Source organism: Streptomyces sp. NPDC021080 (assembly GCF_044333225.1).
GTDB lineage: Bacteria > Actinomycetota > Actinomycetes > Streptomycetales > Streptomycetaceae > Streptomyces.
In genome coordinates this window covers 310,407-335,906 of record NZ_JBIRQM010000002.1, presented here as the reverse complement: position 1 = coordinate 335,906, position 25,500 = coordinate 310,407, and the positions used below count along the sequence as shown (strand labels likewise).

At 71.0% G+C, this 25,500-nt stretch carries 14 protein-coding genes and 1 pseudogene; 4 read left to right on the top strand and 11 right to left on the bottom strand.

Annotated features, from left to right (window positions below; translation table 11 throughout):
• Positions 1 to 36: 36 nt before the first annotated feature.
• Positions 37 to 546: a hypothetical protein gene (locus ACH4S8_RS05520; protein WP_398391166.1), complete on the bottom strand. Its 510-nt coding sequence runs from the start codon at positions 544 to 546 to the stop codon at positions 37 to 39.
• Between the two features lie 357 nt (positions 547 to 903).
• Between ACH4S8_RS05520 and ACH4S8_RS05515 the strand changes: the two genes are divergently transcribed.
• The gene (locus tag ACH4S8_RS05515; protein WP_398391164.1) at positions 904 to 1,929 is read left to right on the top strand and encodes an alcohol dehydrogenase; all 1,026 of its coding nucleotides are present in this window, start codon (positions 904 to 906) and stop codon (positions 1,927 to 1,929) included.
• Between the two features lie 77 nt (positions 1,930 to 2,006).
• Here ACH4S8_RS05515 and ACH4S8_RS05510 read toward each other — a convergent pair whose 3' ends face one another.
• Positions 2,007 to 2,633 carry an HD domain-containing protein gene (locus tag ACH4S8_RS05510; RefSeq protein WP_398391163.1) on the bottom strand — a complete coding sequence of 209 codons (627 nt, stop codon included), beginning with the start codon at positions 2,631 to 2,633 and terminating at the stop codon, positions 2,007 to 2,009.
• A gap of 494 nt (positions 2,634 to 3,127) precedes the next feature.
• On the opposite strand from ACH4S8_RS05510, the gene ACH4S8_RS05505 reads away from it, so the two are divergent.
• Entirely contained in the window at positions 3,128 to 7,399 is a 4,272-nt protein-coding gene (locus tag ACH4S8_RS05505) for a discoidin domain-containing protein (protein ID WP_398391161.1), read from the top strand.
• A gap of 128 nt (positions 7,400 to 7,527) precedes the next feature.
• Here the strand turns inward: ACH4S8_RS05505 and ACH4S8_RS05500 are convergent, their stop codons facing one another.
• From ACH4S8_RS05500 to ACH4S8_RS05490, 3 genes are read right to left on the bottom strand one after another with little or no spacing between them, the layout of a single operon-like run.
• Entirely contained in the window at positions 7,528 to 9,087 is a 1,560-nt protein-coding gene (locus ACH4S8_RS05500; protein WP_398391159.1) for a mucoidy inhibitor MuiA family protein, read from the bottom strand.
• 6 nt (positions 9,088 to 9,093) lie between these two features.
• Positions 9,094 to 11,175, bottom strand: a complete 2,082-nt coding sequence (locus ACH4S8_RS05495; protein WP_398391157.1) for a DUF4139 domain-containing protein — start codon at positions 11,173 to 11,175, stop codon at positions 9,094 to 9,096.
• Positions 11,176 to 11,211: 36 nt separating this feature from the next.
• Complete coding sequence (locus ACH4S8_RS05490) at positions 11,212 to 13,002, bottom strand: helix-turn-helix domain-containing protein (protein WP_398391155.1); 1,791 nt, start codon at positions 13,000 to 13,002, stop codon at positions 11,212 to 11,214.
• A 144-nt stretch (positions 13,003 to 13,146) separates the two neighbouring features.
• Between ACH4S8_RS05490 and ACH4S8_RS05485 the strand changes: the two genes are divergently transcribed.
• Positions 13,147 to 14,538 carry an MFS transporter gene (locus ACH4S8_RS05485; protein ID WP_398391154.1) on the top strand — a complete coding sequence of 464 codons (1,392 nt, stop codon included), beginning with the start codon at positions 13,147 to 13,149 and terminating at the stop codon, positions 14,536 to 14,538.
• Positions 14,539 to 14,638: 100 nt separating this feature from the next.
• On the top strand, positions 14,639 to 16,324 hold the full coding sequence (locus ACH4S8_RS05480; RefSeq protein ID WP_398391153.1) for a tannase/feruloyl esterase family alpha/beta hydrolase: 1,686 nt from the start codon (positions 14,639 to 14,641) through the stop codon (positions 16,322 to 16,324).
• Between the two features lie 108 nt (positions 16,325 to 16,432).
• On the opposite strand, the gene ACH4S8_RS05475 is transcribed toward ACH4S8_RS05480, so the two are convergent.
• From ACH4S8_RS05475 to adhE, 6 genes and pseudogenes are all read right to left on the bottom strand, one after another.
• Positions 16,433 to 18,151: an acyl-CoA dehydrogenase family protein gene (locus ACH4S8_RS05475; protein ID WP_398391151.1), complete on the bottom strand. Its 1,719-nt coding sequence runs from the start codon at positions 18,149 to 18,151 to the stop codon at positions 16,433 to 16,435.
• A 71-nt stretch (positions 18,152 to 18,222) separates the two neighbouring features.
• Positions 18,223 to 18,828: a PadR family transcriptional regulator gene (locus tag ACH4S8_RS05470; RefSeq protein WP_398391149.1), complete on the bottom strand. Its 606-nt coding sequence runs from the start codon at positions 18,826 to 18,828 to the stop codon at positions 18,223 to 18,225.
• A 203-nt stretch (positions 18,829 to 19,031) separates the two neighbouring features.
• Positions 19,032 to 20,645 (bottom strand): annotated as a pseudogene (locus tag ACH4S8_RS05465) (oleate hydratase); the annotation flags it as partial.
• Between the two features lie 70 nt (positions 20,646 to 20,715).
• The gene (locus ACH4S8_RS05460) at positions 20,716 to 21,102 is read right to left on the bottom strand and encodes a hypothetical protein (protein ID WP_398391148.1); all 387 of its coding nucleotides are present in this window, start codon (positions 21,100 to 21,102) and stop codon (positions 20,716 to 20,718) included.
• 56 nt (positions 21,103 to 21,158) lie between these two features.
• Positions 21,159 to 22,373, bottom strand: a complete 1,215-nt coding sequence (locus tag ACH4S8_RS05455) for a globin domain-containing protein (protein ID WP_398391147.1) — start codon at positions 22,371 to 22,373, stop codon at positions 21,159 to 21,161.
• Positions 22,374 to 22,428: 55 nt separating this feature from the next.
• Positions 22,429 to 25,182 (bottom strand): bifunctional acetaldehyde-CoA/alcohol dehydrogenase, encoded by a 2,754-nt coding sequence (adhE, locus tag ACH4S8_RS05450; protein WP_398391145.1) that lies wholly within the window; start codon positions 25,180 to 25,182, stop codon positions 22,429 to 22,431.
• Between the last annotated feature and the right edge of the window lie 318 nt (positions 25,183 to 25,500).

The following is a 25,500-nucleotide window of genomic DNA, read 5'->3' as shown; positions in this document are numbered from 1 at the left end:
ACGGTGGCCCGGTTCGCGCCGGGGCCGGCAGCCGGTTCACGGTCTGTGGCCGACGGCGCCGAAACCGAGTCGGCTGAGCAGCCAGAAGGCGATCGCGGTGCCGGTGCCGTAGGCGACGTGCGCACCGAAATCCCAGGCCACGGTCGTGGCGTCGTACTGCCAGATCGGCTTGTAGAGCCCTGCGGCCGGCAAGGCGACGTAGTCGCCGGCGAACACCGCGGCACCGAAAGGCACGCCGTACACGGGGGAGGGTCTGGGCAGTGAACCGGCCAGGACGCCGTAGGCCGCGCCGGCCGCCGATCCGTAGGCCCAGTGAGCGATGGTGCTCGTGAGCCAGGCGGAACCATCAGGAAGCCGGCGCTGGGTGAAGCCCTCGATCACCCGCTTTGCCACCTGCCCCGGATCAGGGGCCTTCTCCCAGCTCTCGACCGGTGCGAATTCCCAGGCGAGCGGGCTGTCCGTCCCGCCTGCGCGACGGTACTTCAGGTAATGGACGGCATCCAGGCACACCGTTCCCACCGCCCCGGCCAGCAGGCCGGCCGTCACCGCCTCGAGGGGAGTCGGCGGAATCCTTGGGGAGCGCATGGCGCAATCTCCTCATCGGTCGGGGTCAGGGAGGAAGGCCGATGTCCTTCAGCGCCTGACCGCGGTCGGGAGGCATCGAGCCCGCATCGAGTATCCGGCGGCCAGGACGTGCGCGCACGAGGAGAACGTCTCCGGGCGCAGGCGGTGAGGGACCCGCGGCGGGCGGTCGGGCATCAGCGTGCCGACCACAAGGGGCTCGGTGGAGACGCCTGCCGGGTACCACGAGCGGCCTCGTCCAGGACAGGACTCGACGCGCGTGATCGCCCCGGACCTGTTGCCCTGGTAGCAGGCTCTTGCATACATCCATCGGAGGGACCGATGAACACCTACCGAGTCGCGCAGGTGACCGCCCCGGGCGGCACCTTCGAAATCGCCGAGCGAGAGGTGCCGCAGCCCGGCCCCGGACACGTCAGGATCGCCGTGGAGGCGTGCGGTGTCTGCCACAGCGACGCCAGCTTCGTCGAGGGGCATCTGCCTGGTGTCTCGTTCCCGGAGGTGCCCGGACACGAGATCGCCGGGCGGATCGAGGAACTGGGCGACGGGGTGCACGAGCGGGGGTGGCAGGTGGGCGACCGCGTGGCGGTCGGCTGGTTCGGCGGCAGCTGCGGCCACTGCACACGCTGCCGTCAGGGCGACTTCATCGTCTGCGACAACCTGAAAGTCCCGGGCTGGACCTACGACGGAGGCTTCGCGGACAAGGTGATCGCGCCCGCCGACGCGCTCGCCGGAATCCCTGACGATCTCGCGGCAACCGACGCGGGGCCCATGGCATGTGCCGGTGTGACCACGTTCAACGGATTGCGGCGCAGCCCCGCCGAGCCCGGAGACCTCGTCGCCGTCCTCGGCCTGGGCGGCCTGGGTCACTTCGGAGTCCAGTACGCGGTCGCCATGGGTTTCGAGACCGTGGGGATCGCCCGTGGCCCCGAGAAGGCGGAGTTCGCCAAGCGACTGGGCGCCCACCACTACATCGACAGCACGTCGGACGTCCCGGTCGCGGAGGCGCTGCAGGCCCTCGGCGGCGCGAGGACCGTTCTGGCCACTGCCGGAAACTCCCAGGCCATCAGTGCGACCGTGGAAGGCCTGACGCCGCGAGGTGAGCTGGTGATCATCGGAGCGGATCCCTCGCCCATGAGCATCACCCCCGCACAACTCCTTCTCAGCGGCCGTGTCGTCCGCGGCCATCCGTCCGGCACCTCGCAGGACGTGGAGGACACCATGGCCTTCAGCGTCCTGCACGGCATCCGGCCGATGACCGAGACCGTACCGCTGGACCACGCCGGTGAGGCCTTCCAGAAGATGCTCTCCGGAGCCGCCCGCTTCCGGATGGTGCTCACACCTGGCTGACTCGGGCCGGCGGCCATCGACGGGTGCGGAGGCCGATCGGCGCGCGATCCCGCCGGAGTCGGACAGGTCCCACCGGGTCAACCGACCGGGCGGTCCAGCGGGTTCGCCCGGACGCGGTCGGCGAGGCCGCCCCGGACCGACACGGCCGGTGAGCTCTGCGGCTTGCGGGCGGCCTGGTCGTGGAAACAGGCCAGGAACTCGTCCGAGAGTCCCGCGCGCGGGTACCGGGCCAGCACGTCCGCCCGGAACCCGGCGGTGAAATCGTCGAGATGCCGTCCCGAGACGTCCACGCCGGTGGCCCGCTCCAGCAGATGGCCCTCCGGGTCCTCCCGCACGTCCACCGTGTCCCACATGTGCCGGACGATGACCTCCGACAGCCGCCGCCGACGCTCCGCCGGCCACCCGGCACCCGCCGCGAACACCCAGGCCACGTGCCCGCCGGCCACGTCGAAGTCGACCGTGTGACTGTCGAACTCCGGGACCAGGCCGATGTCGTGGAGCAGCGCGGACACGTACAGCAGCTCGGCGTCGTGCTCGATGCCCTGCTGCGCGGCATACGCCGAGGCCCACACATAGGACCGCACCGAGTGGTTGAGCAGCGCGGGGGAGCAGTACGCGGTGGCGACTTCGAGGGCGGCGGTGCAAGCGGCCGTGTCGGGGGCGACGGGCACGGTCAGGCCTTCGTGGGGGCTGTGATCGGTCATGCCGCCGAGTATGCCTTTCCGTTCCGCCCCGGCCGCTCCCATTCCGCTGTCGGGACGACCGCTCCTCGACGGGCCAGGTCGGGGAGGGGATGAGCCGTGGTCCGCGGCGCGGTCGGCTTTCGCGGCCCCACACAATCACGCAAGAATTTTCGTCACTTGCGTTCGTTTGCGGTGTCGCCTCGTTTGGTCCACCGAGGCTCATGTATTGCTCCAAATGTCGGTCCGGTGGGGATGTCCGGTCGTCCCTTGGTGCTGAGGCGCGGGTGTTGATGGTGAAACTTGTGGCGTCCTGGCCGTAGACGTGTTCACATCACTCTGCAATATTGCGATGAAACAATGCAAGAAGCTGCGCACACGGCCATCCCTGTCGGGAGCCATGTACGCCCGTGCCGACTCTCTTGCCGCTCTGTCGTACCGCGCCACCGCTCTGCCCAGGAACGAGCCGACCCCGCCGCCCCTCCGGCGCGCGAACCTCCGCAGGGAGTGAACCCCGTATGACTCCACACAAGCCGAGATCCTGGAGAAGCCGCGCAGCGACCGCCGCGCTCGCTTCCCTCGTCATGGTTCTGGGCCTGCCCGCCGTCGGTGCCCACGCGGCCGGCGGACCGAACGCCGCCGCGGACGCCGCCACCAAGGCGGGCAGTGCCCGTGGCGCCCACACGGCCGCCAACGTCACCGACGGCGACGCCGACACCTACTGGCAGGCCGGGAAGAAGTCGGCCCAGTGGGTGCAGACCGACCTCGGGCGGACCGAGCGGGTCCGTGAGGTCGTGCTGCGGCTGCCCGCGCAATGGCGGACCCGCAAGCAGACGCTGGCCCTTCAGGGCAGCGCCGACGGAAAGAGCTTCGCCACGCTCAAGTCCTCGGCGCAGTACGTCTTCAGCCCCGGCAACGGCAACACGGTGAAGGTCTCCTTCCCCGCAACCCTCGCCCGGTACGTGCGGGCCGACTTCAGCGGCAACTCGGTCGCCTCCACGGCCCAGTTGGCCGAGATGCAGGTCCTCACGGCCGCCACTTCGACCCCCAACCTCGCTAAGGGCAAGCCCTTCACCGAGAGCGGGCACGCCGACGTCTACGGCGCGGCCAACGCCGGTGACGGCAACCGCAACACCTACTGGGAGAGCACGAACAACGCCTTCCCGCAGTGGCTCCAGGTCGACCTCGGATCGTCGGTCAAGATCAACCAGGTGACGCTGCGGCTGCCGAGCGGCTGGCCGAGCCGCAGCCAGACGTTCAAGGTCCAGGGCTCGACGGACAACCAGAACTTCACCGACCTGACGGCCTCGAAGGCGTACACCTTCGACAGCTCCGACGACCAGTCGGCGACCATCAGCCTCGACACGGTCTCCACGCGGTACGTGCGCGTGCTGTTCACCGCCAACACCGGCTGGCCCGCCGGGCAGGCGTCCGAGCTGGAGGTCTACGGGCCGGCCACCGGCGACACCCAGGCGCCGACCGCGCCGGCGAACCTGGCCCTCACCGAACCGGCCACCGGGCAGATCAAGCTGACCTGGAGCGCGGCGAGCGACGACACGGCCGTCACCGGGTACGACATCTACGCGAACGGCCAACTGCGGGCGAGCGTCGCCGGGAACGTCCTGACCTACACCGACACCCAGCCGGCCGGCACCGACATCACGTACTTCGTACGCGCCAAGGACGCCGCGGGCAACGTCTCCTCCAACAGCAACAGCGTCACCCGCCAGGGATCGGGCGGCGACACCCAGGCACCGACGGCGCCCGGCAACCTCGCCTACACCCGGTCCGGCAGCGACGTGAAGCTCACCTGGCAGGCGTCCGGCGACAACGTCAAGGTCACCGGCTACGACGTCTACGCGAACGGCCAGCTCCTCAAGTCCGTCGCGGGTGACGTCACGACGTACACCGACACCCCGTCGGCGACGGCCACCGTCACCTACTACGTGAAGGCGAAGGACGCGGCAGGGAACGTGTCGGCGGCGAGCAACAGCGTCACCAGGGCCGGTTCGGGCACCGGCACCGACCTCGCGCAGGGCAAGCCCGTCGAGGCGTCCTCGTACACCTTCACCTATGTCGCCGCCAACGCCAACGACGGCCAGATCGGCACCTATTGGGAGAGCGGGGGCGGCGCCTACCCGGCCACCCTCACCACCAAGCTGGGCGCGAACGCCGATCTCGGCCAGGTCGTCGTCAAGCTCAACCCGGACGCCGCCTGGTCGACCCGTACCCAGAACATCCAGGTGCTCGGCCGCGACCAGGACGCGACGGCCTTCACCAGCCTCGTCGCGGCGAAGGACTACACCTTCAATCCGGCCACCGGCAACACCGTGACCATCCCGGTCTCCGGTACGGCCGCCGACATCCAGCTCAGGTTCACCGCCAACTCGGGCGCCCCGGGCGCGCAGGTCGGCGAGCTGCAGGTGATCGGCACCCCGTCCGCCAACCCGGACCTGTCGGTCACCGGCATCACCAACAGCCCGGCGGCGCCGGTCGAGTCGGACACCATCAGTCTCTCCGTGACCGTCACGAACGGCGGCACCAAGGCGTCCAAGGCCACCGACCTGAACTTCACGCTCGGCGGCACCAAGGCGGCCACGGCCGACGTCCCGGCCCTTACGGCCGGTCAGTCGGCGACGGTCACCGCGAGCATCGGCACCCGGGACGCGGGCAGTTACCCGGTCGGCGCCGAGGTGGACCCGTCGAACAAGGTGATCGAGCAGAACGAGGGGAACAACACCTTCACTCGCTCCGACGCCCTCGTCGTCAAACCCGTCTCCAGCTCCGACCTGATCGCCGCCCCGGTCTCCTGGACGCCGTCCAGCGCCTCCGCCGGCGACAACGTCACCTTCTCCGTCGCCCTCAAGAACCAGGGCTCCGTGGCCTCGGCCTCCGGCTCGCACGGCGTCACGCTGACGATCCAGGACGCGAACGGCGCCACCGTCAAGACGCTCACCGGCTCCTACAGCGGCGCCATCGCGTCCGGCCAGACGACCGCACCGGTCGGCCTCGGCTCCTGGACCGCCGTCAACGGCAAGTACACCGTCAAGACCGTCATCGCCGCGGACGACAACGAACTGCCGGTCAAGCGGGACAACAACACCACCACACAACCCCTGTTCGTCGGCCGCGGAGCCGACATGCCCTACGACATGTACGAGGCCGAGGACGGCACACTCGGCGGCGGTGCCAAGGTCGTCGGCCCCAACCGCACCATCGGCGACACCGCGGGCGAGGCGAGCGGCCGCAAGGCCGTGACCCTCAACGCCACCGGCCAGTACGTCGAGTGGACCACCCGCGCCGACACGAACACCCTCGTCACCCGCTTCTCCATCCCCGACGGCACGAACACGACCCTCGACGTGTACGTCGACGGACAGTTCCTCAAGGCCATCGACCTCACCTCCAAGTACGCCTGGCTGTACGGCGACGAGACAGCGCCCGGCAACTCGCCCGGCTCCGGTGCCCCGCGCCACATCTACGACGAGGCGAACCTGCTGCTCGGCAAGACCGTTCCGGCGGGATCCAGGATCCGGCTCCAGAAGGACGCGGCCAACACCTCCACCTACGCCATCGACTTCATCAACACCGAACAGGCCACGGCGGACCCGAACCCCGACCCGGCCGCGTACGCGGTCCCGGCCGGATTCACCCACCAGGACGTGCAGAACGCCCTCGACAAGGTCCGCATGGACACCACCGGCAAGCTCGTCGGTGTCTACCTGCCCGCCGGTGACTACGAGACCTCCAGCAAGTTCCAGGTCTACGGCAAGGTGGTCAAGGTCGTCGGAGCGGGACCGTGGTTCACCCGCTTCCACGCACCCTCCTCGCAGGAGAACACCGACATCGGCTTCCGCGCCGACTCCACGGCCAACGGCTCGACGTTCGCCGGCTTCGCCTACTTCGGCAACTACACCTCCCGCATCGACGGCCCGGGCAAGGTGTTCGACTTCGCAGGCGTCGCGCACATCACCATCGACGACATCTGGGCCGAGCACATGGTGTGCCTCTACTGGGGCGCCAACACCGACAGCATGACCATCGAGAACTCCCGCATCCGTGACACGTTCGCCGACGGCATCAACATGACGAACGGCTCCACGGACAACCACGTCACCAACAACGAAGCCCGCGCCACGGGCGACGACAGCTTCGCCCTCTTCTCCGCGATCGACGCCGGAGGCGCCGACGAGAAGAACAACCTCTACGAGAACCTCACTTCGACCCTGACCTGGCGCGCGGCCGGTATCGCCGTCTACGGCGGCTACGACAACACCTTCCGCAACATCCGCGTCGCCGACACCCTGGTCTACTCCGGCATCACCATCTCCTCGCTGGACTTCGGCTACCCGATGAACGGCTTCGGCACCGATCCGACGACCATCGAGAATGTCTCCCTGGACCGCACCGGCGGCCACTTCTGGGGCTCCCAGGTCTTCCCCGCCATCTGGGCCTTCTCCGCCTCGAAGGTGTTCCAGGGCATCCGCGTCAACGACGTCGACATCGACAACTCCACCTACGGAGGCGTCATGTTCCAGACCAACTACGTAGGAGGACAGCCCCAGTTCCCGGTGAAGGACACCATCTTCACCGACATCTCCATCACCAACTCCAAGAAGAGCGGAGACGCCTTCGACGCCAAGTCCGGATTCGGCATCTGGGCCAACGAGCTGCCGGAACCGGGCCAAGGTCCCGCCGTCGGTGAAGCCACCTTCCGCAACCTGCGGATGAGCGGCAACGCCCAGGACATCCGCAACACGACCAGCACCTTCAAGATCAACGTCGAGTAGCCGCCGCACGGCACGGCAGGAAGCCGCCGCACGGCACGGCGGAAAACCGAACAGCACGGAACGGCAAGGGGCCGCCCCCATGGTCCACGGGGGCGGCCCCGCGCTGTCGAGCGACCGGAGGCGCTCGCTCAGAGCCCGGTGACCTTTCCGCTCCCGGAGACCTCGTACACCAGCGTCACCGTGCGGTGCCCGCCCGGCGTCAGGGTCACGTCCCAGCGGGCGATGCCGTCGGCGTCGACCCCGTCGGGCTCCGGCGCGCACGCTTCCTTGCGCAGCCGCACCTCCACCGCCGAGACCTCGGAGACCGGGATCCGCTCCCGCAGCGAGACGACCTGCTCGCCCTGTTCCCCGGGCGCCGAGAAGCGGGACAGATGGAGCCTGACCGTGCGGGTGACGACGGTTCGCTGGGTCAACGAGGTGGTGTCCCGGGTCTCTTCGGCCTGCCGGACCACCCGGTAGTCGTCGTGGCTGCCGAAGGCGAGCTCGACGGGAGCGCCGGGAGCGGTGAAGCCCAGCGCGCCGCGACCGGTGAACCCGCTGTCGCGGACGAGGTCCACGGGCCCGGCCAGCAGCGCGTGGCCGGACGCGTTGTCGAACCGCACGACCCGGGTGACCAGCGGGGACAGCTCCGGGGAGGAGGCGTACTCGCTTCTCGCGGCACAGGTGACGGCGGAGAGCGGGACCCTGTGCGCGCGGCCGTCCGCGGGCACGGAGACGGGCACGGGGGAGTGCAGTACGCGGGCCTGACCGCCGTCGTCCACTCCCGGCAGTCCGAGGACCGGAGCCGGGCCGATCTCCGCGATCTCCTCCTCCCGGAACTCCACGTCCACCGTGCGGCGTTCGGCGGCCGTGCGGTCCGTGAGCGTGAGACGGTCCTCGGTGAGCCGCGGTGGCTCGCCGGCCCGGGCCGAGCGGGCCGTCGACAAGGTCAGACGCACGTCCGACCAGTCCTCGCCGGTGCGCTGCCAGACCATCGCGTCGGTCTCCAGGGTCAGCGAGTCCCCGTCGAGCACGGCCCGGTAGGCGGGGCGCCACAGCGCGCACGGCGTGAGGTGGCTCAGGCGCAGCCGGGCCGGACCGGCCTCGGCGGCCTGCACGGTCAGCTCGACATGACCGAGCAGTTCGGCGGGCTGCTCCTCGGCGAGATCGAGTGCCCTGTAGATGTCCGAGATCTCGGTGGAGAGCTTCTCCGACTCGGCTTCCACGGCGCGCAGTTCCTCGCCGTAGGTGTCGCGCTCGCTGTCGACGCGGTCCAGTTCACGGGTCCAGCGGCTCTCGTCCGTCTCCCCGAAGCCGGTGCCTTCGGAGATGTCACGCAGCAGATCGGTGGCGAGCCGGCCGAGCGCTTCGATGCGGGCCCGCAGCCGGTCACGACGCCTGCCGAGGGCGAGTTGCTCGTTCTCGAGTGTGTGCACGCGCTGCCGCAGGGCGGAGTCGTCGGCGGCGGGCAGCGGCCCGTGCGGCGTCCAGGCACGGACGATCCGCACGTCGAGGACGGTCGCTTGGTGATCGCCGGTCAGCTGGGCGTGCAGGGTGCGGTCGACCGCGAGCGCACTGACCGGCCCGAGACGCAACTGCTGGATGCCGGCGCTCAGTTCGAGGTCGGTGGTGCGCTCGACGTGGGCGCGGTCCTCGAGGCAGGTGACGGCGGTGACGGGCAGCGGGATCGGCTGGGGGTGGGTGGACATGGTGGGTCAGCTCCTGCGGTTGCCGCCGACGATGGCCTTGGCGGCCGGGACACGGATCTCGTAGCCGCCGTCGAGGGCGGCGCTGCCTCCGGCGGGCAGGTCCACCCGCCAGACGCGGGTGCCCGGTGCGGGGCTGTCGGGTCCGGCGTCCTGCCGGGGTGTCGTCCAGTCGGCCCGCTCCTCGATCCGGACGTCCGCGTGGGAGGTGACCGGCACCTGTTCGTGGACCTCGACGGTGACGGGCCTCGCGAGGCGGTTGGCCAGTTCGATGTGCACGTGGTGGTCGAGCACGGTGGTGTTGCCGCGCAGCCCCGACGCTGACTCGCGCAGGTTCGTCCGCCGGGTGACCTGGACGCCCTCGGCCGGTCCGAGCCCCATCCGGCGGACACCGCCGGGGGCGAGCGTGGGCAGCGCGGCGGTCAGCAGGAACTCGTCGTCCACGGTGACCTCCACCGGACCGGCGAGCAGGGCCTGGCCGGTGGCGTTGGAGAGCACCAGCGTGGCGTACGTCGTCTGCTCCACGGCCGGTACGCACAGGTACTCGGTGCGCAGACCGACCGGGATCTCGGTGACGGTGACCGTGTGCCAGGTGCCGTCCGAGGGGATGTCGGTGCGGGCGGCGGCGTCGAAGCGGTGGTCGAAGGAACCCGCCGACTCGCGCGGCCGTACGGCATGTCCGGGCAGGGGCAGCGCCGACACCGCCTCGGCGCGCCGTCGGTACTCGACCGCCACGGGGTCGAAGGGGGTGTGGGGGAACAGCCTGCCCCGGCTGTCCGTGGTCACCTCGGGCCCGGACAGGACGAGCGCGGCGTAGTCGAGCTCCGCGTCGCTCGGCCGCGGTGGACCGGCCGGCACCGGCGCGGAGGCGGGCGACGGGGGCGGCGGGGCCGCCCGGCCGGGAGCCGAGGGCGCCAGGGCGGCGGGAGCGGCGGCGCGCCGGGCACGGGCCCCGGGCCTGCCTCCGGGTCCCGCACCCACGGGCTGCGGCGCGTCGGGCAGGGCGCCGCCGAAGGCCGTCGGCGCGGCACCGGCGGCGCCGGGCGGTGCCATGGGCGCGGCGAGCGGCATGCCGTACATCGGCGGTGCCTGCGGCGGTGGGACGGGACCGGGCGCGAACGCGCCCGCGGCGGCCACGGCTCCGGCGGCCACGGCCCCGCCGGTCGTGACCGGGCGGGGTCCCGCCGCGTCGTACCCGGCGAACAGGTCGGCCAGTCCCGCCGGCGGCTCCCGCCAACCGGAGGGCGCGGGGGCGGTCTGCCGCCGTCCGACCCGCAGGGAGCGCAGCCGGGGCAGATCGGTGCGGCGCCGCAGATCCGCGGTGGCCAGGGCGATGCGCACCCCGGTCCAGTCCTCTCCGGTGCGCTGGGCGACCGAGGCGCGCAGGACCAGGGTGCCGGTGTCGTCTCCCTGACGGTGGGTCAGACGATAGGCCGGCACCCAGACGGCCCCCGGGACCCCGTACTCCAGCTCCAGTTCCGCGTCCCCGGAGCCCTCGAGGGTCAGGACCGCGCACACCGTGGTGTCGACGTGCGTCGACCGCGCGTCGGTGGAGGCGCGGCTCCAGCGGTCCAGGGCGATCTCGAACTCGTGCTCGGCCAGGCGCAGTTCCTCCTCCAGTTCGGCGAGACGCCGATGGAGGTTCGTGAGCCGTTCGTCGACGAACTCGACGAGCCGCAGCCACGCGTCCACGGGGGTGGAGCGGTGCGGGTCGTCACGTTTGCGGGCCGGGGGAACCGGGCGCAGGGCAGCCACCTCGGCGATCAGACCCTCGTGCCGGTCACGGCGGCCCCGGACACCGTCGCAGACGTCGCGCAGCCGCTCCATCTCGTGTCGCAGCGCGTCGGCCGTGCCGGTGCCGGAGGGTTCGGCCTCCACCTCCACCCGTACCTCGGTGACCCGGACGCCCTCGCCGCCGACGGCCTTGGCGCGCAGCGAGTCCGGATCGATCGACCGGGGCAGCCCCGCCACCCGCACCCTGCCGTCCGGCGGCACGGTTCCCCGGGCCACCCGGGTGCAGAGCGCACCCTGCGCGTACACGACGACCGCGTCGAGAGCCGACGCCCATCGCTGTGTTCCCTCGGACCTCATGTGTGTCGCCCCCGTCCTGTTCGTGCCCGGCGAAGCCTACGCGGTCGCGATCGCCCTGAGTTGGTGCAGCCGGAGTCCGAGCCGGAGTTCCAGGTCGTTCTCGCGGCGCCAGTCGAGGCCGAGGACGCTGTCGGCGCGGTCCAGTCGCTTGAGCAGCGTGTTGACGTGCACGTACAACGCCCTGGCGGTCGCCGCCACATTGGCGCGGTGGACGTAGTAGGCGCTGAGGGTGTCCACGAGATCGGTGCCGCGCCGCCGGTCGTACTCGAGCAGCGGACCGATGGAGTCGGAGATGAAACGGTCGAGCTCACCGACCCGTTCGGGGTCGAAGATCATGGCGTAGAGGGCGTACCGGCCCGTCGTCGCGCCCAGGTCGGTGTGCCCGATCGCCCGCATCACGGCGCCGCAGCGGCCGGCCAGGGAGAAGGCGCGTGCCCAGTCGTGATGGACCACCCGTTCCCCGACGACGGCGACGGGACCGCCCACCGCCCGGCGCAGCCGACGGTGGACCTCCTCGACGGTGCGGTCGTCGTCGGCGCTCGGCAGGATCATCGTGGCCCGGCCCAGGTGCTCACCGGCCAGACCGGAGCGGTCCCGGGCCAAGTCGTGCAGGTGGCGCGAGAGTTCGGTCGATGACAACGTTGCCGAGTCCGCGACGAGGACCAGGTCCAGCCGGTCGGTGTCGATGTTGCGGGCCCGTGCGCGGGCGCGCTGGGCGGGACCGGTCCCGGGGCTGCCGACCATGAGCTCGGTCAGGAGCTCTCCGCTCAGGCGCTCGCCCGCCTCGGCGACAGCCCGCTCCTTGAGGATGAGCAGCCCCAGGATGTGGGTGGCCCGCTCCAGGGTCCGCAGATCCGTGTGGTCCGGGGCGCCGTCGCCGGCGGTCGCCTTCCGGCTCCACACCAGTGCGCCGAGGTAGCTGTCGCCCGCCTGGATCGACGCCACACTGCGGGCCACTCCGACGGCGTCGACCGAGGTCGTGCAGCGGCCCGAGCGGTGCGCGTTCTCGACGGCGGCGGCCAGACCGCTGTCCGTCGCGGTCCGGCACGGACTCGACGCGGATTCCCGGCGCACCAGAGCCTCACCGGCCCGGTCGAGGAGTGTCACGCTTCCGCCCAGCTGATCGGCGAGGAGCTGCGTGACATCGCCCGGTGTCCCGCCCCGGAGGACCACACCGGTCAGGGCTTCGTGGATCGCCTGCGCCCGCTCCACGACGGCCATGTGTTCCTCGATCCTCCCGTACGCGATCCGCAGTTCCTTCAGGGCGGTTCGGCTCGCCTCGTAGAGACGGGCGTTGTCGAGGGCGACCGCGGCGTGATCGGCGAACGCGCGCAGCAGCGCGATCTCGTCGGCGTGGAAGGACCGTTCGGACCGGTCCGCGGCGAACAGGGCGCCCACCGCACGCCCCCGGACGACCAGGGGCACGCCGAGAAGCGCGACGAGTCCTTCGGTGGTGACCAGGCGGTCGAAGTCGGGATCGTGGTCGATGAGGGTCGTGCCGGCGTAGTGGCGCACCCAGTGCGGGCGCCGGGAGGCCAGCACCTTGCCGCCCAGCCCCACATCGGCCGGTATGCACGCCGCGAGGAAGGCGCCGGACACCGTCCCCTCCGACGCTCTGACGGACAGTCTGCCGTCCGTGCCGACCAGCGAGAGGTAGGTGAAGTCGGTACGGATCAGATCGTGGGCGTGATGGACGATCGACTGCAGTACCTCGTCGAGTTCGCCCAGTGCGGTCAGTGACTTGGCCGTCTCGTACAACGACGCCAGTTCGCGCTGGCGACGCGCGAGCGAGCACAACCCTGCTCCGCCACCGGGGTCGCTGACCACAGCGCCATCCCTCCTCGGCATCAGGTGGAAAAAAGACCCACCGAATCGGCATGAGGTGTGGGTGAAGCACACCTCAACCGCAGCGCAACGGCGCCCTAATGTAACCGCCATCACCCCCCTGCGCCATGGACGAAGGCGGCACCAATGGCAACTCCGCTCGCCCAACCCGAAGGACAGTCCGGCAGCCTCCCCGGCACCGGTCTGCCCACGCCCCGGCGCCGAGCCTCCCGCAGGCTGCTGGCCGCCGGGCTCATCGCCAGCTCGCTCGAGTGGTACGACTTCTTCCTCTACGGCACCGCGGCCGCGCTGGTGTTCCCCCATGTGTTCTTTCCGCACTCCTCGGCCCTGACGGGGACCCTCCTCGCCTTCAGCACGTTCTGGGCGGGCTTCGTGGCCCGTCCCATCGGCGGGGTGCTGGCCGGACACCTCGGTGACATCCACGGACGCAAGCCGGTCGTCGTCACCTGCCTGGCGCTCATGGGAGCCGCCACGTTCCTGATCGGATGCCTTCCCAGCGCGGCGACCGCCGGTGCGCTCGCCCCGACGCTGCTGGTCGTCCTGCGTTTCGTGCAGGGGCTCGCGGCGGGCGGCCAGTGGGGCGGCATCATGCTCCTGCTCACCGAGTCCGCCGGCCCCAAACGCCGCGGGTTCGCCGGAACGTTCGGCCAGACCAGCGTCCCCGTCGCCGTGATCGTCTCGAACCTGATCTTCGTGGCCGCGAGCGGTCTGATGCCGGACGACGCCTTCCTCAGCTGGGGCTGGCGCATCCCCTTCCTGGTCAGCGTCGTGATGTTCGTGGTGGTCCTCTACATCCAGACCAAGGTGGAGGACACACCGGAGTTCCGCGAGCTGCAGCAGGAGGCGGCACGGCCGGAGGCCGCGGTGGCCCGGGCCCCGCTGGCCCAGGTGGTGCGCGACAGGTGGAAGACCATCCTGCTCGGCTGCGGACTCCTCTCGGCCACCAACAGCCTCTTCTACGTGAGCATCTCCGGGCTCCTCAGCTACGGCACCCATACGCTCGGACTCGCGCGCAACCCCCTGCTCGCGGTCGTGCTGACCAGCTCCGTGGCCATGCTCGTCGTCCTCCCCTGGTCCGGGCACCTCTCGGACCGGCTGGGCCGCCGGCCCCTGATCCTGGTCGGCGGTCTGGGAGTCGCGGTCTGGGCCTTCCCGTACTTCCGGCTCATCGACACCGCGTCGCTGCCGCTGATCTTCGTCGCGGTGACGGTGGGCTTCCTGTTCCAGTGCCTCACCTACGGCCCCATCGCGAGCTTCCTCGGCGAGCTGTTCCCGCCCGGCGTCCGCTACTCGGGCGCGTCGCTGGCCTACCAGCTCTCCGCGATCGCCGTCAGCGGCAGCACACCGTTCCTCATGACAGCCCTCATCGCGGATACCGGGAGCACCCTGCCCGTCGCCGCCTACATCATGTGCATGGGGCTGATCACCACCGCCAGCGCGTGGTTCCTGCCCGAGACGAACACCGCCGAGGTCCGTGCCGATCCGGACGCCGTCCCGGGCACACACCTCTACCACTGACATGGTGCAGGAGTACGAGGAAGACCAAGGCCAGGACGACCCGAGGAGACCGCGAAGGCGGCGGCGCTCCCTGCCTAAGAGCTTCGGACGAGGAGCCGACGTGAGCGGAACACCCGCAAGGCGTACGAGGATTCGCCGGTTCATCGTGCCGAGCACCCTGCTTCTGCTGGCGGGAGCGCTCCCCGTCCTCGGGGCCGGACCCGCGGCCGGAACCGTCTCGTCCGGGGCCGGCCGCTCGGTGGCCGTGCCGCAGTGCGCCGGCCTGGACGGGACGCGGATCCCGGCAACGGCCATGAGCCTGCCGACGACCGGCGGCCTGGTCGAGTCGGTCTCGGTCATGACCGGCCAGGTCGGCGGCGAGACGATCACCTACTGCCAGGTCGACGCCGACCTGTTCCCCGTCGATCCCTCCGCGCCCCGTGTCAGGATGCGCGTCGACCTGCCGTACGACTGGAACCGCAAGGCGATGATGTTCGGTGGCGGCGGCTTCAACGGCACGATTCCCGACCTGGCGGAGAACGTGCCGTTCGGCCCCACGGACCGGCCGGTGCCCCTGGCCCGGCACTACGCGACCTTCGCCAGTGACTCGGGCCACCAGCAGAACCCGGCCTCCCCTCCGTCACTGGACGGGTCGTTCGGGGTGAACGACGAGGCCCTGAACAACTTCGCCGCCGGTGACGCGCTCAAGAAGACGCGCGACGCGAGCCTGTTCCTCATCCGGCACGCCTACGGGACGAACCCGGCCGAGGTCTACTTCTCGGGAGGCTCGACCGGCGGCCGCGAAGGTCTCGTCGTCGCCCAGCGATGGCCGGAGGCGTTCGACGGAGTGATCTCGGCGTTTCCGGCCTGGAACAACCTGAGCGAGGGCCTGGACCTGGGGTATCTGGCGCAGGTGCTGTCCCGTCCGGGTGCCTTCCCCGGACCGGAGAAGCAGACACTTCTCTACGACAGCGTCATCGGCGCGTGCGACGCCCTGGACGGGGTCGAGGACGGCGTCGTCTCGAACCCGTCCGGCTGTCACTTCGATCCGCACACGCTGCGCTGTCCGGGCGGCGCCGACACCGGTCCCGGCTGTCTGTCGGACCCTCAGATCGGCGCCGTACTCGCCATGTCCTCCCCGTTCAGGTGGCCGTACCGCATCGCGAGCGGTGAGACCCGATACCCCGGCTTCCCGTTCCTGTCGGGGGCGGACATGAGGACCCCGTTCCTCGGATTCGGCACCACCGCGCCGGCCGACCCCATGCCGGTGACGAGCGGCTACGGGCTGCAGTACTGGGACCAGTGGGTCAAGTACTTCCTGACCCGGGACCCGCACCACAACTCCCTCGACGTGGATCCCCGGAACCCCGGCAAGTGGCTCGACCGGATCAGCCGCCTGTCCACGGTCGAGGACCGCAACGACGCGGATCTCGGCCCGTTCGCCCGCGCCGGCGGCAAGCTGATCCTGCTCCACGGCGCCGCGGACGAACTGGTCTCGCCCCTGTCCACGAGCGACTACTACGAGCGGGTACGCGACCTCCTGGGCCCCCGGTCGACCGGCACGTTCCTGCGGTACTACGTCGTGCCCGGGGCGAACCACGCGAACTTCGGCACGCCGGCGTTCGCGGCCGCCTGGGACTCGCTCTCCGCGCTCGAACGCTGGGTCGAGCAAGGGCAGGCGCCCGCGAACCCGATCGTGTCGGACACGCTCCACCACCGCACCCGTCCCCTGTGCGCGTACCCGAGCTGGCCCCGGTACCGCACCGGCGCCCCGGACGACGCAGCTGGCTTCGTCTGCGCACGGTGACGAGGACGCCGCGGACAGGCCGGGCGGGCCGTCGCGCGGCCCGCCCGGCCTCCGGTCGGCGTCGGCGCCCTCGCGCCGCGCCGCCGTCCACGACCCCTGGCCGGGTTGCTACTGGGCCATCTCGTACGCCCCGGACAGCGCCTCGACCCGCTGCCAGATCTCCGCCGAACGCGCCTCGTCCACGACGGGACGCCGGATCGCGCCGAGCGCCCAGCCCTGCTGCCGCTCGGTGGCGGAGTCCTTGCCGTGCAGTTCGACGCAGTGCCCGGAGAAGTCACGGACCAGCACGGAGAACAGCTCGTCCAGCACGGACTCGTCGAGGTCCGTCAGACGGGCCTGCTCCAGGATCAGCTGCCCGTGCACGACCAGCGCGAACAACTGGCCCACGGAGAGCAGGAAGTCGAGGTCGCGGCTCTGCGTCTCGTCGGGGGCCATCGTGGTCACGAACGCGCACAGCGCGTCGGCCTGCTCGCGGAAACGGGCGACGTTCGGGACCTCGGCGTACGCGTCGTAGGCGGCGCGCCAGTCGTGGAAGCGGACGGAACCCAGGCCGCGGGCCGGTCCCTGCCGGAAGAGGAAGTCGTCGTCGGCCGCGTCGAGGCGGGTCGGCACGGCGGGCGCGTCGATCGGGTCCAGCAGGTGGTTGCGCATGAACTTGAGGATCAGCGCGAGGTTGACGTGGACCGTGCCCTCGAGCTTGGGCAGGCCCCGGATCTCGATCGCGGCCTGGGAGAAGTAGTTGTCCTTCTCGAAGCCCTTGGCGGCGATGACGTCCCACATCAGGTCGATGACCTTCTCGCCCTCCGTGGTCACCTTCATCTTCGTCATCGGGTTGAAGAGAAGGTAGCGGCGGTCCTCGGGACCGGCCGAACGGAAGTAGTCGACGGCACGGTCGCTGAACAGCTTCATGCCCACGAGACGCACGTAGGCCTCGGCCAGCTCCCGGCGCACGTGCGGGAAGGCGGTGACGGGACGGCCGTAGAGGATGCGGTTGCTCGCGTGGGTGACGGCCTCGTACATCGCGTGCTCGCAGATGCCGATCGAGGCGGTGCAGAGGTTGAACTTGCCGACGTTGACGGTGTTGAGAGCGGCGTCGAAGGCGGCGCGGCCGGTGTGCAGGACGTCCTCGGGGGCGACCGGATAGTCCTCCAGGCGGAACTCGCTGACGAACTTGGAGGAGTCGACGACGTTCTTCACCAGGTGGTACGCCGGGTGGCGGCTGTCGGCCGCGAAGAAGACGTATCCGTCCGGACCCTCGACGTCGGTGCGGCGGCCGAACACGGAGACCAGGCCCGCGGCGTTGCCGTTGCCGATGTAGTACTTGGAGCCGGTGGCCAGGAAACCGCCGTCGCCCTGGGGCTCCAGCAGCATGTCGGTGGAGTAGATGTCGGCGCCGTGGGCCTTCTCGGACAGGCCGAACGCGAAGACCTCGCCCTGGTTCAGGAGGTCCGCGGCCCGCGTGCGGGCAGCGGCGTTGTCGCTCTGCCAGACCGGGCCGAGACCGAGGATGGTCACCTGCCAGGCGTACCAGTAGTCGAGACCGTAGAACCCGAGGATCTCGTTCAGGGCGGCGATCCGGGCGGTGTCCCAGCGCTGGTCCTCGTCCCCGGCGGCGGAGGCCGGCGTGAGGAAGGTGGCGAACAGGCGCTCCTTGGCGGCGAAGGCGAGGAAGTCACCGAGCCAGGCGCGGGTGCGGTAGTCCTCGATGATCCGGCGCTTGCCGCGCTCCTCGAACCAGTCGACGGTGGCGCGCAGCAGCCTGCGCGTCTCGGGGTCGAAGTGCGCCGGGTCGTAGGTGTGCGGATTGAACAGCAGGGGGGTGGTCATGGAGGTCCGCCTTCCGGGGGATGGGGGTCGAGAACTGCCGTGCGTGAGGAGGAGGAAGCGTGAGGGGGCGCTCAGGCCGACGGCTCCGGGGGGCCGCTGCTCCGCGGGCCGTCCGTCGCGTCGGCCGCCGTGCCCAGGGCGCGGAGGGTGGCCAGGACGTCGTCGAGCCAGGCGATCGTCATCCGCTCGTACGCGATGCCACCGCGCAGCACGACGTGCTGCAGTTCCTGGCCGGCGTCGAGGGGGGCGGGGGCGTCGGGTCCGGTGAAGTCGCGCAGTTCTCCGGTGAGATAGCGCGCGAGCCGGTCGCTGTGGACCCGGTGGTGCCGCTGGACCTCGTCGACGAGCGCCGCCGGGTCGTCGAAGGCGGCGCCGCGGATCTTCACGGCGAGATCGTGCCGGATGCTCTCCGGTTCGATCGGCTCGTGCAGCCATCGGGAGAGGACGGCGCGCCCGGGGTCGGCGACGGAGTACACCTTCTTGTCCGGTCGCCCCTGCTGCGGCACCTCCCGGACCGCGAGGACGCCCTCGCTCTCCATGCGCTTGAGCACGCGGTAGATCTGCTGGTGCGTGGCGGTCCAGAAGTAGCCGATGGACCGCTCGAACCGCCGGGCCAGCTCATAGCCGGACCCCGGCTTTTCCAGCAGGGAGACGAGGATCGCGTGTTCGAGCGCCATGCCGTACAGCTTTCTATGCAACTCGTTGCATAGACAAGCGCAGCCGCGCGGGTGAGACACGGCTCACCCGCGCGGCCGCATGTGCCACGACGCCCCGCACGGGTACGGACGCGAGGGCGCCGTGGCTGAACGCGTCGTGTCGGGGAATGTCCTTCCTCGAGGATGTTCCGCACGGCTGCGGCGTTCCGGAGAACGGGCAGGGCCTAGTGGCGGTGCATGGTCTCCAGGGCGGCTGCCAGTACATGCGGGTCGTGGTGGCCCTTGTAGACCTCCGGTGGGTGCCGGTCGAGCTTCAGCAGGCGGGCCACCGCCGTCCAGGCGGTGCGCACCGAGTACTCGACGGTGAAGACGACGTCGTCGGGCACCTCGGCGAACTGCCCGATGAAGGCGAGGTTGACCGACCCCTCGGGCACGACCTCGGGCCGGTCGTCGCGGCGGCGCGCCAGGAACTGGCTCGTGATGTACGGCATCACGCAGGGGACGACGGTGGAGGTCTCCAGGACCCGTGCGGCGGTCGGTCCGTCGAAGGGGAGGTGGTGCAGGACCTCTTCGAGGATCTCCCGGCCGGAGCACGCTGTCATCGGCTTGCGGACGTGGTTGCCGTCGCGGTCCGGGAACAGGCCGTAACCCCACCAGACGGAGACGCCCTCGGGCTGGTCGCGGTAGACGGGCTGACGGTTGGCGACGACGGTGAGCAGCCAGTCGGAGCCCGTGAACGTCATGAGCCCGCCCTTGCCCGTGGGCCGGCCGCTGAACTCCTCGAGCGCCCGCAGGAAGGCGGGGTCCTTCGTGGTGACCGTGAACGACTCCCACCGGGATTCCTCGACGTGCTTGTCGAACGCGGCCGGGTCGCCGAAGTCGTCGCGCCCCCGGGCCAGCCGGTGCCACAGCAGCCAGGCGTCCGAGCGGTGCGGCGCCGCGGGCGGCGGCGCGGTGTGGGAGCCGAGGCTGGAGGCGTCGGTCATCGAGCCGTTGGTGACGAGGACGAGGTCGCCGGGTCCGACCGGGACCGTCTCCTCGTGGCCGCCGCGGTTCAGGCGAAGGGCCGTGACCGTGCCGCTGCGGAGGCCGGGGGCGAACGCGAGGTCGGTGACCCGGCAGCCCGTGTGGACGGTGACGCCGCGCTCGCGCAGCCACGCGGCCAACGGCCGCACGATCGAGTCGTACTGGTTGTACCGGGTCCGGTGGATGCCCGACATGGACGCGAACCCGGGGAAGAGATGGATGAACCGCTTCAGGTAACGGCGGAACTCGATGGCGCTGTGCCAGGGCTGGAAGGCGAACGTGGTGCACCACATGAACCAGAAGGTGGTGGTGAAGAAGTGCTCGCCGAAACAGTCGGTGATCCGCCTGCCGTCCAGACGTGCCTCGGGCGTCGACAGGCAGCGGACCAGCTCCAGCCGGTCGTACTCGGAGAAGCCCATCGACGTGGTGTCGACGATCTTCCCGTCGCCGTCGACGAGCCTCGCGATGTCGTCCCAGGCGAAGTTCTCGTGCCCGGCGAGGATCTCCTCCGTCACGGAGACGGCGGGGTCGTCGAGCGTGGGGATACCGGAGAGGAGGTCGTACGTGCAGCGGAACTCGGCCTCGAACATCCGCCCGCCGCGCATGGTGTAGCCCGCCTCGGGCGTGCCGGCCGCGTCCAGGCTGCCGCCGAGGGCGCGTTGTTCCTCGAAGAGATGGATGTCGCTCCCCTCGAAGCCGCCGTCGCGGATCAGGAACGCGGCCGCCGCCAGCGCCGCGATCCCGCCGCCCACCAGGTAAGCCTTCGCCATCACAACTCCTTGTTCCCGTGCCGCACGTCGATGGGCCGTTCTTCACCGCGTCACCGCGTCACCGCGGACGGCGGCCCGGCCGGCGCGTGGTGGCCGGCCGGGCCGCCGTTCCTCACGGGCTCACGCCGTCCTGGAGCGCTCCGCCGCGCCACGGCGGGGCCGTGGTGCCATGGCCGTCGTCCCGGGTGTGGGCGGCCCGGTCGGTCTGGCGGCGCAGCCGGTCCTGCAACCGGTCGACGAGCTCCGTGCCCGTCGCCTCCTCGGCCATCGCGACGACCTGACGGCTCCCGACGCGCAGGTCGGCCGTGGCCGACCACGGGTGGCCGGCGTGGTGGGCCGCCGCCCGGGCGATGCGCACCTCGCCTGTGACGGCGGGCAGTCCGGGCCGGGTCAGGACGGCGTCGATCTTCGTGCGGGCGTAGGCCAGGGTGGCTTCGTCCACGGCGCCGTCGGAGCGCAGCCGGACCAGCGGGGTCCGCCGGGTGCTGTCGGTGGTCACGGGGGTCCTTCTTTCGGAACGGGACGACAGTTCGGAACGGAACGGCAGGGGGAAGGTCAGGCCGCGGCGTCGGGAAGCCACAGGTCGGGGCCGAAGACCTCGTAGCGGATGCGGCGCGGGGAGACACCGGCGGCCAGCAGCTGTCCGCGGACGTCCCGCATGAACGGGAGCGAGCCGCACAGGAACACCGTGGCCCCGCCCGGGATCCCGGTGTCGCCCAGGTCCATGAGGCCGGTCCGCGCGTCGGGCTCCTCCGGTCCCGGGCGCTCGTACCAGAAGACGGACCGGGCGTCCGGCAGCCGTCCGACGAGCGCGTGCGTCTCGGTGCGCAGGGCGTGGCCGGCGGGGGAGCGGTCGGCGTGCAGGACCAGGACGGGGCGGGTCGAGCCGGTGGCGGCGAGGTGGGCCAGGATGCCGGTCATCGGGGTGCAGCCGATGCCCGCGGAGACCAGTACGACCGGGGTGAGCGCATCGGTCGGGTCGTCGAGGAAGACGTCGCCGAACGGCGCGGACAGCAGCAGTTCGTCGCCCTCGTGGAGACTTTCGTGCAGGAGGGACGAGACCTCGCCGTCCGGCTCCGCGCCCTCGCCCGTGGCCCGCTTCACCGTGATCCTCCGCAGCTCCCCGCCCGGGTCCGAGGACAGGGTGTACTGGCGCAACTGGTGGACTCCGTCGGGCATGCGTACGCGGACGCTCACGTACTGGCTGGCGCGGGCCCGTGGCGCCGGCTCGCCGTCCGCCGGGCGCAGCAGGAAGGACACGGCGTCGGAGGTCTCGGTGCGGCGTTCGACGACCGTCCAGGGCCGCCAGGTCCCGCCGGGCCGGACACCCGCGTCCTGGTACAGGAGGGCCTCCCGGCTGATCAGGGCGCCGGCCATCAGCCAGTAGACCTCGTCCCAGGCGGCCGCGACCTCCGGGGTGATCGCCGCTCCGAGGACGTCCGCGATCGCGCCGAACAGGTACTTGTGGACGATCGTGTACTGGTCGTCGGTGACGCCGACGGCGGCGTGCTTGTGGGCGATCCGCGACAGCAGCGCGTCGGGCCGCGTGCCGGGGTCGTCCAGGAGCGCCGTGGCGAACCCGGCGATCGAGCCGGCCAGCGCGCGGCGCTGGGCACCGCTGGCCTGGTTGCCGCGGTTGAACATCCCGTCGAGCAGTTCCGGCCGCTCGCGGAACATCGTGCCGTAGAAGCGGGTGGTGATCTCGTCGAGCGCCCCGGCCACGGCGGGCAGGGTGGCCCGTACGAGGGCTGCGGACTCCGCGGACAGCATGGAACCTCCAGGGAAGGGTGGTGTGAGGGGGCAAGGGGGAGGGGCGGGGGCCCGGTCAGGCGGAGGGAGCGGCGGCGCCGCCGTCGTGCGCGGCGCGGCCGTAGTAGGCCGCGCGCATGAGCTCCCGCATGTCGTCGAGCATCGGCGTGCGGGGGTTGGCGGGTGCGCACTGGTCCTCGTAGGCGTTCAGCGCCTGCTGGGGCAGCGCGTCGAGGAACGCGCGCTCGTCGACGCCGAGGGACCGGAACGTCGGCTCGATGCCGACACGGTCCCGGAGCCGCTCCACGGCCGCCGCGAGGGACTCGACGCCCTCGGCCGGGGTGGCCGCGGGCAGGCCGAGGGTGCGGGCGATGTCCTGGAAGCGTTCGGGGGCCTGGTAGCTCTCGTACTTGGGCCAGCCGGTGAGCTTCGTCGGGACGGTGCCGTTGTAGCGGATGACGTGCGGCAGCAGTACGGCGTTGGTGCGGCCGTGCGCGATGTGGAAGGTGGCGCCGAGCGTGTGGGACATGGCGTGGACGATGCCGAGGAAGGCGTTGCCGAAGGCCATGCCGGCGATGGTGCCCGCGTTGTGCATCTTCTCCCGCGCCCGTTCGCTCGCCGCACGGTCGTTGACCGCGGCCTCGATGTTCTCGAAGATCATCCGGATCGCGTGCAGGGCGAGGCCGTCGGTGAAGTCGTTGGCGTAGACCGAGACGTAGGCCTCGATGGCGTGGGTGAGGGCGTCGAATCCGCTGTCGGCGGCCAGAGTTCGCGGCAGTCCGGTGGTGAGCAGCGGGTCGACGATCGCCACGCTCGGGGTGAGCGCGTAGTCGGCCAGGGGGTACTTCTTGCCGGTCGCGGGGTCGGAGATGACGGCGAACGGCGTCACCTCGGCTCCGGTGCCCGAGGTCGTCGGGACGCACACGAGCCGTGCGAGCTTGCCGAGGACCGGGAAGCGGAAGGCGCGCTTGCGGATGTCGGAGAACTTGTGCCGCATGTCGGCGAAGTCGACGTCCCTGCCCTCGGCCTGCTGCTCGTACAGCAGCCACATCACCTTGGCCGCGTCCATGGGGGAGCCGCCGCCCAGCGCGATGATGGTGTCCGGGCGGAAGTCGCCCATGAGCCGGGCGCCGCGCCGCACGGAGTCGATGGTGGGCTCGGGTTCGACGTTGTCGACGACCTGGACGGTGACCGGTTCCCGGCGTCGGCGCAGGACGCTCTGGACCCGGTCGACGAGGCCGAGGCGGGTCATCGTCGCGTCGGTGACGATGGTGACGCGGTGGACGTCCGGCATCGAGGCGAGGTAGCGGATGGACCGGGGCTCGAAGTAGATCTTGGGCGGCACCTTGAACCACTGGAGGTTGTTGCGGCGGACGGATACCCGCTTGATGTTGAGCAGTTGGGCGGCCGAGACGTTGTCGGACACCGAGGTGCTGCCCCACGAGCCGCAGCCCAGGGTCAGCGAGGGCAGCAGGCTGTTGTAGATGCCGCCGATGGCGCCCTGCGAGGACGGGGCGTTGACGATGATCCGCACGGTCTTCATCCGGCGGCCGTACGCCTCGGCGAGTTCGAGGTCGCCGGTGTGGATGACGGCGCTGTGGCCCTGGCCGTGGAAGGCGACCATGTCGGCGGCCAGGTCGAACCCCTGCTCCGCCGAGCCGGCCCGCAGGACGGCGAGGACCGGGCAGAGCTTCTCGCGGGTGAGCGGCTCCTGCGGGCCGACCCCGTCGGCCTCCACGAGGATCAGCGAGGTGTCCCGCGGCACGGAGAAACCGGCCTGCTCGGCGATCCAGGCCGGACTCCGCCCGACGGCGGCGGAGTTGACCTTGGGTTCGCAGCCCGCGCCCGTCGTGCCGACGGGGAACAGGAACGTCTCCAGCTTCGCCTTCTCCTCGGCGGTGGCCAGATGGGCGTGCAGGGTGCGGAACTCGGCGAGGACCGCGTCGTAGATCTCCTCGTCCAGGATGACGGCCTGCTCGGAGGCGCAGATCATGCCGTTGTCGAACGACTTGGACAGCACCAGGTCGTTGACGGCCCGGCGCACGTCGGCACTCCGGTGGACATAGGCGGGAACATTGCCCGCGCCCACGCCCAGTGCGGGCTTGCCGGCCGAATAGGCGGCCCTGACCATGGCGTTGCCGCCGGTGGCGAGGATCAGCGAGACGCCGGGGTGGCGCATCAGGACGCCGGTCGCCTCGACGGACGGCGCCTCGATCCACTGCACGCAGTGCTCGGGTGCCCCCGCCGCGACCGCGGCGTCGCGCACCACCCGCGCGGCCTGCGCGCTGCAGCGCTGGGCGGAGGGGTGGAAGGCGAACACGACGGGGTTGCGGGTCTTCAGCGCCATGAGCGCCTTGAAGACCGTGGTCGAGGTCGGGTTCGTGACGGGGGTGACCGCGCACACCACTCCGACGGGCTCGGCCACCTCCGTCATGTCCTCGATGTCGTCGCGGGCGACGACGCCCACGGTCTTCATCGGACCCATGCTGTGCGTGACGTACTCGCAGGCGAACATGTTCTTGGCGGCCTTGTCCTCGAAGACACCGCGGCCGGTCTCCTCCACCGCGAGCCGCGCCAGCGTGGTGTGCTGGTCCAGGGCCGCGACCGAGGCCTTCTTCACGATGTGGTCGACCTGCTCCTGGTCGAGCGACTCGTACGCGGTGAGCGCCTTGAGCGCGTTCTCCACCAACTGGTCCACCGCGACGGCGATGTCGGACGGAGCACCTGCGATGTCGGACGGAGCACCTGCGAGGCCGTCCGGCACGCCTGCGATCCGGGCCGGCACGCCTGCGGGGTCGATGGTCGCGGTGCGGTCGTCGTGGCGGGTCATGGGGGTGAGCCTCCATGGTCGGGTGAGGGGCGCGACGCGGGTGGGACGCTGGGGCCGGAGCGGCGCCGCGGGTGCCGCGGGCCGGTTCCTGCCGCACCCACAGCGTCTCCCGCCGGCGGTGCCCGTGATCAGGTCCCGATGGGTCCTCGCCGGGGGCCGGTCGGCCCCGAAGCGGCGGGGAGAGTCGGCCTGTTGACGATGGGGGCCACAGTTGTGGGTTCGGTCGGCCGGTCCGGCACGCGTACGACGTCGTCGTGAACCGCCTCTTCCCCCCTGGGCGTCCATACAGCTTGACGGCCCGTCACCTCACCCGCGGTC

Coding starts and splice junctions, on each gene's coding strand:
- ACH4S8_RS05470 (WP_398391149.1), bottom strand. CDS start 18,828: ATGGCGCTCGAACACGCGATCCTCGTCTCCCTGCTGGAAAAGCCGGGG.
- ACH4S8_RS05475 (WP_398391151.1), bottom strand. CDS start 18,151: ATGACCACCCCCCTGCTGTTCAATCCGCACACCTACGACCCGGCGCAC.
- ACH4S8_RS05485 (WP_398391154.1), top strand. CDS start 13,147: ATGGCAACTCCGCTCGCCCAACCCGAAGGACAGTCCGGCAGCCTCCCC.
- ACH4S8_RS05505 (WP_398391161.1), top strand. CDS start 3,128: ATGACTCCACACAAGCCGAGATCCTGGAGAAGCCGCGCAGCGACCGCC.
- ACH4S8_RS05510 (WP_398391163.1), bottom strand. CDS start 2,633: ATGACCGATCACAGCCCCCACGAAGGCCTGACCGTGCCCGTCGCCCCC.
- ACH4S8_RS05455 (WP_398391147.1), bottom strand. CDS start 22,373: ATGCTGTCCGCGGAGTCCGCAGCCCTCGTACGGGCCACCCTGCCCGCC.
- ACH4S8_RS05515 (WP_398391164.1), top strand. CDS start 904: ATGAACACCTACCGAGTCGCGCAGGTGACCGCCCCGGGCGGCACCTTC.
- ACH4S8_RS05495 (WP_398391157.1), bottom strand. CDS start 11,175: ATGAGGTCCGAGGGAACACAGCGATGGGCGTCGGCTCTCGACGCGGTC.
- adhE (WP_398391145.1), bottom strand. CDS start 25,182: ATGACCCGCCACGACGACCGCACCGCGACCATCGACCCCGCAGGCGTG.
- ACH4S8_RS05500 (WP_398391159.1), bottom strand. CDS start 9,087: ATGTCCACCCACCCCCAGCCGATCCCGCTGCCCGTCACCGCCGTCACC.